The 11427-nt window shown below is 68.5% G+C and carries 9 protein-coding genes; 3 read left to right on the top strand and 6 right to left on the bottom strand.

Annotated elements, in window-relative coordinates; genetic code table 11:
- Positions 1-267: 267 nt before the first annotated feature.
- From ACFYTQ_RS00360 to ACFYTQ_RS00345, 4 genes are all read right to left on the bottom strand, one after another.
- Positions 268-678: a hypothetical protein gene (locus ACFYTQ_RS00360; protein ID WP_387355758.1), complete on the bottom strand. Its 411-nt coding sequence runs from the start codon at positions 676-678 to the stop codon at positions 268-270.
- A 133-nt stretch (positions 679-811) separates the two neighbouring features.
- Positions 812-1813 carry a ketol-acid reductoisomerase gene (ilvC, locus tag ACFYTQ_RS00355; protein ID WP_387356944.1) on the bottom strand — a complete coding sequence of 334 codons (1002 nt, stop codon included), beginning with the start codon at positions 1811-1813 and terminating at the stop codon, positions 812-814.
- Between the two features lie 147 nt (positions 1814-1960).
- Positions 1961-2464, bottom strand: a complete 504-nt coding sequence (gene ilvN / locus ACFYTQ_RS00350) for an acetolactate synthase small subunit (RefSeq protein ID WP_387355756.1) — start codon at positions 2462-2464, stop codon at positions 1961-1963.
- Entirely contained in the window at positions 2461-4395 is a 1935-nt protein-coding gene (locus ACFYTQ_RS00345; RefSeq protein ID WP_387355754.1) for an acetolactate synthase large subunit, read from the bottom strand. Before ACFYTQ_RS00345 ends, ilvN begins: the two co-directional genes overlap by 4 nt.
- A 374-nt stretch (positions 4396-4769) precedes the next feature.
- Here ACFYTQ_RS00345 and ACFYTQ_RS00340 point away from each other — a divergent pair, with 374 nt between their 5' ends.
- Both ACFYTQ_RS00340 and ilvD read left to right on the top strand, forming a co-directional pair.
- A complete protein-coding gene (locus ACFYTQ_RS00340) occupies positions 4770-5231 on the top strand; it encodes a PH domain-containing protein (protein ID WP_387355752.1) in 462 nt (153 codons plus the stop codon).
- 227 nt (positions 5232-5458) lie between these two features.
- Positions 5459-7300, top strand: a complete 1842-nt coding sequence (gene ilvD, locus ACFYTQ_RS00335) for a dihydroxy-acid dehydratase (RefSeq protein ID WP_387355750.1) — start codon at positions 5459-5461, stop codon at positions 7298-7300.
- Between the two features lie 303 nt (positions 7301-7603).
- Here ilvD and ACFYTQ_RS00330 read toward each other — a convergent pair whose 3' ends face one another.
- Positions 7604-8407, bottom strand: a complete 804-nt coding sequence (locus ACFYTQ_RS00330) for a DoxX family membrane protein (protein WP_387355748.1) — start codon at positions 8405-8407, stop codon at positions 7604-7606.
- An 88-nt stretch (positions 8408-8495) separates the two neighbouring features.
- Between ACFYTQ_RS00330 and ACFYTQ_RS00325 the strand changes: the two genes are divergently transcribed.
- Entirely contained in the window at positions 8496-9626 is a 1131-nt protein-coding gene (locus tag ACFYTQ_RS00325; protein ID WP_387355746.1) for a PQQ-dependent sugar dehydrogenase, read from the top strand.
- Between the two features lie 271 nt (positions 9627-9897).
- Here ACFYTQ_RS00325 and gatB read toward each other — a convergent pair whose 3' ends face one another.
- Positions 9898-11406: an Asp-tRNA(Asn)/Glu-tRNA(Gln) amidotransferase subunit GatB gene (gatB, locus tag ACFYTQ_RS00320; protein WP_387355744.1), complete on the bottom strand. Its 1509-nt coding sequence runs from the start codon at positions 11404-11406 to the stop codon at positions 9898-9900.
- Positions 11407-11427: the final 21 nt, after the last annotated feature.

Here is an 11427-nt window from a genome sequence, read left to right as displayed (position 1 = left end):
CAAACGCGGACAGAACGAGAAAAGAGGCGCACGCCGCCTCGTATCGAACCGGTCAGTCTCGGCCTTCGCCTCGCTCTACATGCATTCCGTCTATGCCGGCCCTATCGCTCGGCCGCACCCGTGTGTTTCGGGGATTCGATGATTCCGGCTCGCGTGCACCACCCCCTCTCCGCGCGCGAAATGCTTGCAGCGGCATCAGTGCCGATTCCGGACAGCACGACGGCCCGATGCCACCGAGCCGGCATCGGGCCGTCGTGCTGTCCGGAATCAGCCGAAGTTGGCGTTGATCTCGGTGATCTGCCCGTTGGGGACCTCGAAGCTCTCGTCCACGTGCACCGACGTCAGCGGCACGCCGAACAGGCCGGTGTCCAGGTTGTAGTGCGCGTCGACATGGTCGCCGTTCGCGGTGACGGTGAGGTCGCGGATGGCCGTGATGATCCGATACTGCGGGCCGTAATCCAGCTGAAGGTGTAGATCCAGGGCGGTGAAACCGGTAGGCACACCGTTCTCCACCCGCCGAGTGAAGGGCGCGAACGGAACGTTGGACGAGTTGTGCGACAACAGCGCGTCGATGTAGGCGCGCGCGGCGGATTCGGCGGGCGAGACGTCGGCGTGCGCGGTTCCGGGCACCACGGCGGCCCCGGCCAACGCCGCGATAGCGAGAGACTTGCGGATCATGCGCCGTAGCTTAAACGCACAACTGGTCATATGCCCGGGTGGAAGAAAGGAATGAGATCAAATCGTCTCAATGAGCGGGACGGCCCGGCGTCCAGAGGATGCCGGGCCGTCAACGTCCTTGGGACGCAGGGGTTTACGCCGTCTCGGTGATGGGCCGATCCACCCAGCTCATCAACCCACGCAGCTTCTTCCCCGTAACCTCGATCGGATGCTCCGCGTTCTGCTTGCGCAGCGATTCCAGTTCCTTGTTGCCGCCCTCGACGTTGGCGACGAGGCGCTTGACGAAGGTGCCGTCCTGGATGTCGCGGAGGATGTCCTGCATGCGCTTCTTGGTGTCGGCGTCGATGACTCGAGGGCCGGAGAGGTAGCCGCCGAATTCGGCGGTGTCGGAGACCGAGTAGTTCATGCGGGCGATGCCGCCCTCGTACATGAGGTCGACGATGAGCTTGAGCTCGTGCAGGACCTCGAAGTAGGCCATCTCGGGGGCGTAGCCCGCCTCGACCATGACCTCGAAACCGGTCTTGACCAGTTCCTCGGTGCCGCCGCAGAGGACGGCCTGCTCGCCGAACAGGTCGGTCTCGGTCTCCTCCTTGAACGTGGTCTTGATGACGCCCGCGCGGGTGCCGCCGATGCCCTTGGCGTAGGACAGCGCCAGGGCCTGGCCCTCGCCCTTGGGGTCCTGCTCGACGGCGATGAGCGCGGGAACGCCCTTGCCGTCGACGAACTGGCGGCGCACCAGGTGGCCGGGGCCCTTGGGGGCGACCATGCCGATGGTGACGTTGGCGGGGGGCTTGATCAGGCCGAAGTGGATGTTGAGGCCGTGGCCGAAGAACAGCGCGTCGCCGTCGGAGAGGTTGGGCTCGATGTCGGCGGTGAAGATCCCGGCCTGCGCGGTGTCGGGCGCGAGCAGCATGATGACGTCGGCCCAGGCCGAGACCTCGGCCGGGGTGCCCACGGTCAGACCGGCCTCCTCGGCCTTCTCCCGCGACTTCGAGCCCTCCTTGAGGCCGATGCGGACCTCGACGCCCGAGTCACGCAGGCTCAGCGAGTGCGCGTGCCCCTGGGAGCCGTACCCGATGACGGCGACCTTGCGACCTTGGATGATCGACAGGTCGGCGTCGTCGTCGTAGAACATCTCGACTGCCACTGTTGTTGTGTCCCTTCAGGATCATCCCCGTTGCTGCGGGGAAATGAAATGCGCTGCTGCGCGGTTCAATTCGATATCCATCGGAGCCCCGCGCGAGCGGGGAGCGTCCGATGCCGACCGTCGATCGCGTCCAATCTATCGCGTCGCCGTGATCGATTTGGGGCCTCGGCCGACGGCCACGACACCCGACTGCACGATCTCCCGGATCCCGTAGGGCTCCAGCATCCGCAGCAGCGCGTCGAGCTTGGACCGGGTGCCGGTCGCCTCGATGGTGAGCGCGTCGGGCGAGACGTCGATGACCTTGGCCCGGAACAGGTTCACCGTTTCGATCACCTGGGTGCGCACGCTGGCGTCGGCGCGCACCTTCACCAGGATCAGTTCGCGGGCCACCGAGCTGTCGGCGTCCTGCTCGACGATCTTGATGACGTTGACCAGCTTGTTCAGCTGCTTGGTGACCTGCTCGAGCGGCAGGTCCTCGACGGTCACGACGATGGTCATGCGGGAGATGTCCTTGACCTCGGTGCCGCCGACCGCGAGCGATTCGATGTTGAAGCCCCGCCGGGAGAACAGGCTCGCCACGCGCGCGAGCACGCCGGGCTTGTCCTCCACGAGCACGCTCAGGGTGTGGGTGGTGCTCATTCTGCGTCGATCCCCTTCTGCGAACGCTCGTGCGCCATGGCCTCGTGGATGACCGCGGGCTCGGCGGCCGATTCGTCGTCGTCGAACAGCGGGCGGATGCCGCGGGCGGCCATGATCTCGTCGTTCGAGGTGCCGGCGGCGACCATCGGCCACACCTGCGCGTCCTTGCCGACGATGAAATCGATCACCACGGGCCGGTCGGTGATCGACTGCGCCTCGCGGATCGCGGCCTCGACCTCCTCCTCCTTCTCCACGCGAATCCCGTGGCAGCCCAACGCTTCCGCGAGTTTCACGAAGTCGGGGATGCGCAGGGTGTGCGTGCCGAGGTCGGTGTTGGAGTAGCGCTCCTCGTAGAACAGGGTCTGCCACTGCCGGACCATGCCGAGGTTGCCGTTGTTGATCAGCGCGACCTTGATCGGCACGCCCTCCACCGCGCAGGTGGCCAGCTCCTGGTTGGTCATCTGGAAGCAGCCGTCGCCGTCGATGGCCCACACCTCTTTGTCGGGCGCGCCCATCTTGGCGCCCATGGCCGCCGGGACGGCGTAGCCCATGGTGCCCAGACCGCCGGAGTTCAGCCAGGTGCGCGGCTTCTCGTACTTGATGAACTGCGCCGCCCACATCTGGTGCTGGCCCACGCCCGCGCAGTAGATCGCGTCGGGTCCGGCGAGCTGGCCCAGCTTCTCGATGACGAACTCCGGGGACAGCGAGCCGTCGCTCGACGGGGTCCAGCCCAGCGGGTAACGCTCGCGGACGTCCTCGAGATAGGCCCACCACTTCGAAAGGTCCAGCAGGGGTGTGCCTTTCGCTGCCGGGTCGTTCTTCAGCGTCTCGGTCAGCTCGCTGATGACCTCGCGGCAGTCGCCCACGATCGGCACGTCGGCGTGGCGGTTCTTGCCGATCTCGGCCGGGTCGATGTCGGCGTGGATGACCTTGGCGTTGGGGGCGAAGGACTCCAGCTTGCCGGTCACCCGGTCGTCGAACCGGGCGCCCAGGGTGATCAGCAGATCCGAACGTTGCAGTGCCGCAACGGCTCCCACGGTGCCGTGCATACCAGGCATGCCCATGTTGAGCGGGTGGCTGTCGGGGAACGCGCCGCGGGCCATCAGGGTGGTGACGACCGGGATGCCGGTCAGCTCGGCCAGTTCCAGCAGTTCCGCGGACGCCTCGGCCTTGATGACGCCGCCGCCGACGTAGAGCACCGGCGACTTCGATTCGAGGATCATGCGGGCGGCCTCGCGCACCTGCTTGCCGTGCGGCTTGGTCACGGGACGGTAGCCGGGCAGGCGCAGCTCCGGGGGCCAGCTGAAGGTGGTCTGGGCCTGTAAGACGTCCTTGGGGATGTCGACCAGCACCGCGCCCGGACGTCCGGTGGCGGCCAGGTGGAACGCCTCGGCGATCACGCGTGGGATGTCGAGGGCGTCGTTGACCAGGAAGTTGTGCTTGGTGACCGGCATGGTGATGCCCGAGATGTCCGCCTCCTGGAAGGCGTCGGTGCCGATCAGGCCGCGACCGACCTGTCCGGTGATGGCCACCAGCGGCACCGAATCCATCTGGGCGTCGGCGATCGGGGTCACCAGATTGGTCGCGCCCGGGCCGGAGGTGGCCATGCACACACCGACGCGGCCGGTTGCCTGGGCGTAGCCGGTGGCGGCGTGCCCGCCGCCCTGCTCGTGCCGGACGAGGACGTGACGCACCTTGGTCGAGTCGAAGAGCGGATCGTAGACGGGAAGGATCGCACCGCCCGGAATGCCGAAGACCGTATCCACGCCCAGCTCCTCGAGGGACCGGACGACCGACTGCGCGCCGGTGACCCGCTCGGGCGGGACCTGGCGGCGGTTCGGGGACGCGGCGGCAGCCGGGGATGCCGGCTGGTTGGCCGAAGGCGCAGGCCTGCGGGCCGAGGGCCCGGGCCGGGCGGTAGGTGCGCTCACCGTCTTTTCCTTACTGCTTGTCGTTCCAGTTCGTGAGAACTTGCCTGAACACAAAAAAGCCCCCGACAGCCGGTGGCTGATCGAGGGTGGCGCGTCGCAGCTGCGAGCTTGACGTAGTCGACTGGAGTCGTCAGGCTCAGCGCTGGACGCGCCGGCCGATTACGAGAAGCCCGATTCGATTCACGCCGACGACGGTAAGCGCGCGTGAACCGATTCGTCAAATATTTTGACATTCAGGTCCCATCATGTGAGACGGGGCGGTTACCTTGGTCTGTCTACCGTGATGCGAGGATGGATGTATGCCATCGCCGCATCGGTCCGTGCCACCTGCTCGATCGTCCCATACCGCCGCGACGGGATCGGACCTGGGTCGGGTGATCAGGATCCCCCGGCTCGCGCATCTCGGGGTGTTCGTCCTGCTGTTCTGTGTCGCGTTCGCGTTCTTCGGATGGCCTCAGGTGCTGTGGGTGCTGTTCGTGATTCCGCTCGCGGCGGCGATCTGGGTCGAGCGCACGCGCACGACGGTGTCGGCCGACGGGCTCGATCTGCGGACCGTGTTCGGGTCGCGGCACGTGGACTGGGAGCAGATCAAGGGGTTCCGCATCCCCAAGCGCGGATTCGTGCGGGCGCATCTGGTGGACGACTCCGAGGTGGCGCTGCCCGCGGTGGGGTACGACCGGTTGCGGACGTTGATCGAGGCGTCGGGTGGGCGGATTCCGGATCTGTTCGGGGCGGCGGAGGCCGCGGCGGACGAGAAGGATGCGCGGGACCGGGGCGAGGTTGCGCAGGGTGATGCCGGGGAAGGCGAGGCCGCGGAGGGCGACGCCGCGCGGTAGCCTCGAAAGTGCGCACCCCGTCGGGAACAAATACGGCGGTCTCGGTGCTGACCTTGTCACCGCGAGTCCGCTTCCGCTCCGGCCCGCCGCGCCCACCAGGCGCATTCGCCGTTCTCAGCGGGAGTAACGTTGAGTAGCCGCCGCGATCCTGCGTTCCGGTCGCCGAACAGCCCCGACGACGCGCAGCGAGCCGACGGCCCGAGCCGACCACACGAGGACCAATACCCATGCCACCGCTTCGTTCCCGCACCACGACCGCCGGACGCAACGCCGCGGGCGCCCGCGCGCTCTGGCGAGCCACCGGCCTCACCGACTCCGACTTCGGCAAACCGATTGTCGCCATTGCGAATTCGTATACGCAGTTCGTTCCGGGGCACGTGCATCTGAAGAACGTCGGCGAGATCGTGGCCGAGGCCGTGCGGGCCGCGGGCGGCGTGCCGCGCGAGTTCCACACCATCGCCGTCGACGACGGCATCGCGATGGGCCACGGCGGCATGCTCTACTCGCTGCCCAGCCGCGAGATCATCGCCGATTCGGTGGAGTACATGGTCAACGCGCACACCGCCGACGCGCTGGTGTGCATCTCCAACTGCGACAAGATCACCCCCGGCATGTTGAACGCCGCCATGCGGCTCAACATCCCGACCGTGTTCGTCTCCGGCGGCCCGATGGAGGCCGGTAAGGCGGTCGTGGTCGGCGGTGTCGCGCAGGCGCCGACCGATCTGATCACCGCGATCTCCGCGAGCGCGTCGAGCGAGGTCACCGACGACGGCCTGACCGAGGTCGAGCGCAGCGCGTGCCCGACGTGCGGGTCGTGTTCGGGCATGTTCACCGCGAACTCGATGAACTGCCTCACCGAGGCGCTGGGCCTGGCGCTGCCGGGCAACGGCTCCACGCTGGCCACCCACGCCGCGCGCCGGGCGCTGTTCCAGAAGGCGGGCAGCACGGTCGTCGACATCGCCAACCGCTGGTACCGCGAGGACGACGCCTCGGTGCTGCCGCGAAACATCGCCAACGAGAAGGCCTTCCGCAACGCGATGGCGTTGGACGTGGCGATGGGCGGTTCCACCAACACCGTGCTGCACACCCTCGCCGCCGCGCAGGAGGGCGAGGTCGACTTCTCCCTCGAGACCATCGACGAGATCTCGCGTCGGGTGCCGTGCCTGTCGAAGGTGTCGCCGAACTCCGACTACCACATGGAGGACGTGCACCGGGCGGGCGGCATCCCCGCCATCCTCGGCGAGTTGCGCCGCGCCGGTCTGCTGGAGAGCGATGTGTCGACCGTGCACACGCGCGATTTCGACGAGTGGCTCGACACCTGGGACATCCGCTCCGGCAAGGCCTCCGAGGAGGCGCTCGAGCTGTTCCACGCCGCGCCCGGCGGGGTGCGCACCACCGAACCGTTCTCGACGGAGAACCGGTGGTCGTCGCTGGACACCGACGCGGCGGGCGGCTGCATCCGCGACCTCGAGCACGCCTACACCGTCGAGGGCGGGCTGTGCGTGCTGCGCGGCAATATCGCGCCCGACGGCGCGATCCTGAAGACCGCGGGGATCGATGAGGATCTGTTCACCTTCGAGGGCCCGGCCGTGGTGGTCGAGTCCCAGGAGGAGGCGGTCTCGAAGATCCTCGGCAAGCAGATCAAGCCCGGGGATGTGATCGTGGTCCGGTACGAGGGCCCGTCGGGCGGGCCGGGTATGCAGGAGATGTTGCACCCCACGGCATTTCTGAAGGGCGCGGGTCTGGGCAAGGTGTGCGCGCTGATCACCGATGGGCGGTTCTCGGGCGGCACGTCCGGCCTGTCGATCGGTCACATCTCCCCCGAGGCGGCCAGCGGCGGTGTCATCGGCCTGGTCGAGAACGGCGACCGGATCCGCGTCGATGTGCACACCCGCGCTTTGGAACTGCTGGTCCCCGACGAGGTGCTGGCCGAGCGCCGAGCCAAGATGGAGGCTTCGGAGCGTCCGTGGCAGCCCGCGCATCGGGATCGTCCGGTGACCACGGCATTGCGCGCGTACGCGGCATTGGCCACCTCCGCCGACAAGGGAGCCGTCCGCCGGGTCCCCTGACCCCCCAGAGGCCGGAACTCGTCGAGTTCCGGCCTCCGCGGTTTCCATGCCCCACAACCCCCAGGTACACCAACCCAGCCGCACCCTTTATTCGAATCCGCACCCCTTGCAGGGCTCCACAAGGGGTGCGGATCCCAATAAGGAGTGCGGCTGGGCTGCTTCGGCTTTGAGGTGTACTACCCCAGAGGTGGCCGCCAACCCCCAGGCTCGGCAACCCAGCCGCACCCTTTATTGGGATCCGCACCCTTTGCAGGGCCTTGCAATGGGTGCGGATTTGGATAAGGGGTGCGGCTGGGTTGCCGGTCACTGGAAGGGGTTGCCGCCGTGGAGGACTGCGTAGGCGCCCGCGGCGGCCAGGACGGCGAGGATGAGGATGGCGAAGGAGCCCCAGGCGGGGCGGGTGGCCCAGCCTCGGGCTCGGTCGAGGGAGAGGCGGCCGGGGCCGGTGAGGATCAGGACGGCGGCGAGGCCGACGAGGATGGACTCCAGTTCGACCGTCTTGTACTGGAATCCGGGGGCCATGCTCTGTTTCCAGAGCCAGGCGTCGAGGATCGAGGCGAGGACCGCGCCGGCGGCCAACGGGGTGGCCAGGCCGAGGACGATGAGCGCGCCGCCGCCGACCTCGGAGACGGTCAGCATGGCCGCGGACAGGTCGATGTACTTCCAGCCGCCGTGCTCGAGCATCGAGCGGGTGCCATCCAGGCCGGGGCCGTGGAACCAGCCCGTCAGCTTCTGCATGCCGTGGTAGAGGAACGTGAGACCGAGCACCAGCCGCAGGCCCAGCAGGCCGAGATCCAGTGTGCCGCGCTTATATTCGCCGCGGCGGCGCAGCCGGGTGGTCTCGGCTCCGGCCGGGGGTGCGGGCGGAATGGTGGCGAAGGCGTAGTTCGGTGCGGTCCCGGACTCGGGCCGTGGTTGGCCCGCGGGCGGCACCTGCGGATCGAGGCCGAGTTCGTCGTCGGTGCGCGGCACGTGGTGCTCGGTCCGCTGGCCCTGGATCGGCAGTTCGCCGGTGGGGTTGTCATAGGGGCTGGCGGCCGTCTGACCGGAGCTGGCGGCAGGGTGAGCCGGTGTCGATTCCGGTGTTTCGTTCGGCTTGTCGGTCACGAGGTCAGCGTAGGGCGCGGCGGGCGGGATCGCGCCCCGAAGCGGCGGCGTGTCCACGGCGGTCGGCGCGGGCGGTAACGTCTGAGCCATGAGTTGGGTTGTCGCGGGCCGTATCGCGTCGGTCGTGGCCGTCACCGGTGGGCTGCTCACCGGCTGTGCTCGCTTGGACGACTCCCCGTCCAAGCCGTTCAGTCCCGCGCCGACCGTGCATCCCGAGGGCATGGGCCCGACCAGCGCGCCGAAGACCCCGCCGCCGACGGCCAAACGGCCCGAGGGGCCGTGCATCGATCCCGATCCGGCCGTGGTGGTCTCGTGCCTGGACACGACGGGCGGGCTGACGGTGTTGCCGGACGGTCAGCAGGGTCTGGTCACCGAGCGCGTGACGGGCCGCATCCTCAAGGTGACGGTCGTGCCCCCCGATCAGGCGCCGCCGGAACCGGTCGAGGTGGCCCGGGTGGACGTGGACGCGTCGGGCGACGGCGGGCTCAGCGATGTCGTGCTGTCGCCGACGTATCAGGAGGACGGGCTGATCTACGCCTACCTCACCACGCCCAGCGACAACCGGGTGGTGCGGATCGGACAGGGCGGTGCGCCGAAGCCGATCCTCACCGGAATTCCCAAGGGCCCCAACGGAAATCACGGCGCGATCGAATTCGTCTCGCCGACCCAGATGGTCGTGCTGACCGGTGACGCCGGGAATCCTGGCTCGGCGGCGGACCGCGGTTCCCTGGCGGGCAAGCTGCTCCGCATCGATAATCCGGCCCCGGGCAACGCGAACCCGCAGGTGCTCGCGACCGGAGTCGGCACGGCGGGCGGGGTCTGCCCCGACCACAAGGACAGCATCTGGTTCACCGACCGCACGGCCACCGAGGACCGCCTACAACGCGTGGCCGCCGACGGCACCGTGACCACCGCCTGGACCTGGCCCGACCACCCCGGCGTCGCGGGCTGCGCGGCCGCCGTCGACGGCGTGGCCATCGCCATGAACAACGCCAAGGCCCTCGCCTTCGCCGACGCCGACCCCAACACCCACGCGGTCACCACCAACCCCGCAATGGCCGTCCAGGACAAGTACGGCGCCCTCAACGGCGCCTCCCTCAGCCCCGACGGCTTCGTCTGGGTCGGCACCACCAACAAATCCGGCCAGCCGGGCCCCTTCGACGACCGAGTGGTCCGCATCCCGCCCCCGAAGGGCGGCGCGGGCGGCGGCCCGGATTAACGGCCGCCGCCAGACGGCCCCGGCGAATCCCCACCGGGGCCGTCCCCCGAAACTTCCTGAGCCACAACCAGTCCCAGATCCAAGACCGAAGCCCTCGGTCGCCAACCCAACCCCAGGCCAACGGACCCAGCCGCACCCTTTATTCGGATCCGCACCCCTTGCATAGCCCTACAAAGGGTGCGAATTCAAATAAAGGGTGCGGCTGGGTTGCCGTACCTGGGGGTTGCCTTGCCTGGAGGTTGTCGGCTATCTGGAGGCGGTGGGCCGGGAGTCAGGCGTTGCAGGCGGCCAGGACCAGCTCTCGGACCCGGGCGGCATCCGCTTGGCCGCGGGTGGCTTTCATGACATCACCCACGATTTTGCCTGCGGCCTGGACCTTTCCGGAGCGGATCTTCTCGGCGATGTCGGGGTTGGCGGCCAGGGCCTTGTCCACCTCGGATTGGAGGGCGGAGTCGTCGGAGACCATGCCGAGGCCCTTGGATTCGACGATTTCGGCCGGGTCGCCTTCGCCGGCGAGGACGTGGTCGACGACCTGGCGGGCCACCTTGCTGTTGATGGTTTTGGCGTCGACCAGGGCGACCACCTCGGCCACCTGGGTGGGGGTGATGGGGAGTTCGTCGAGGGGGACCTCGCGTTCCTTTGCCTTCTCGGTGAGGTAGTTGACCCACCAGGAGCGGGCGGCGTCGACCGAGGTGCCCGCGTCGACCGTGGCGATGATGAGGTCGAGGGCGCCCGCGTTGACGAGGTCGCGGAAGACCTCGTCGGACAGGGCCCACTCGGCTTGGATGCGGGCGCGGCGGAGCCAGGGGTATTCGGGGATCGTGCCGCGCAGTTCGTCGACCCAGGCGGGGTCGGGGGCGATGGGCTCGAGGTCCGGTTCGGGGAAGTAGCGGTAGTCCTCGGCGGTCTCCTTGCGGCGGCCGGGGGAGGTGCTGCCGTCGGACTCGTGGAAGTGGCGGGTCTCCTGGACGACGGTGCCGCCGGTGGCGAGGACCGCGGCCTGGCGGCGCATCTCGTAGCGGACCGCGACCTCGACGCTGCGCAGGGAGTTGACGTTCTTGGTCTCGGTGCGGGTGCCGAACTCCTTGGCGCCCTTGGGCATCAGCGAGACGTTGGCGTCGCAGCGCAGCGAGCCCTGTTCCATCTTGACGTCGGAGACGTCGAGGGACTTCAGCAGATCGCGCAGGGCGGTGACGTAGGCGCGGGCCACCTCGGGGGCGCGCTCGCCCGCGCCGGTGATGGGTTTGGTGACGATCTCGATGAGCGGCACGCCCGCGCGGTTGTAGTCGAGCAGCGAGTGGCTGGCGCCGTGGATGCGGCCGGTGGAACCGCCGACGTGGGTGGACTTGCCCGTGTCCTCCTCCATGTGGGCGCGCTCGATCTCGACGCGGAAGGTGCTGCCGTCGTCGAGCAGCACATCGAGGTGACCGTCGTGGGCGATCGGCTCGTCGTACTGGCTGATCTGGTAGTTCTTCGGCTGGTCGGGGTAGAAGTAGTTCTTGCGCGCGAACCGGCCCCACGGGGTGATCGAGCAGTTGAGCGCGAGCCCGATGCGCACGGCCGACTCGACGGCCTGCCGGTTCACCACCGGCAGCGAACCGGGCAGGCCCAGGCAGACCGGGCAGACCTGGGTGTTGGGTTCGGCGCCGAACGCGGTGGGACAGCCGCAGAACATCTTCGTCCGCGTGCCGAGTTCGACGTGCACCTCCATGCCCAGCACCGGCTCGAACCGGTCGACGACATCGGCATAGTCCATCAAGTCCACGGTGGGCGCGCTCATAGCGGATAGTCTATGAGTCCG

This window comes from Nocardia sp. NPDC004068, assembly GCF_042874315.1.
GTDB lineage: Bacteria > Actinomycetota > Actinomycetes > Mycobacteriales > Mycobacteriaceae > Nocardia.
This window is presented reverse-complemented; position numbering and strand designations above follow the sequence as displayed.

Coding starts and splice junctions, on each gene's coding strand:
- ACFYTQ_RS00360 (WP_387355758.1), bottom strand. CDS start 678: ATGATCCGCAAGTCTCTCGCTATCGCGGCGTTGGCCGGGGCCGCCGTG.
- ilvC (WP_387356944.1), bottom strand. CDS start 1,813: ATGTTCTACGACGACGACGCCGACCTGTCGATCATCCAAGGTCGCAAG.
- ilvN (WP_387355756.1), bottom strand. CDS start 2,464: ATGAGCACCACCCACACCCTGAGCGTGCTCGTGGAGGACAAGCCCGGC.
- ilvD (WP_387355750.1), top strand. CDS start 5,459: ATGCCACCGCTTCGTTCCCGCACCACGACCGCCGGACGCAACGCCGCG.
- ACFYTQ_RS00325 (WP_387355746.1), top strand. CDS start 8,496: ATGAGTTGGGTTGTCGCGGGCCGTATCGCGTCGGTCGTGGCCGTCACC.
- gatB (WP_387355744.1), bottom strand. CDS start 11,406: ATGAGCGCGCCCACCGTGGACTTGATGGACTATGCCGATGTCGTCGAC.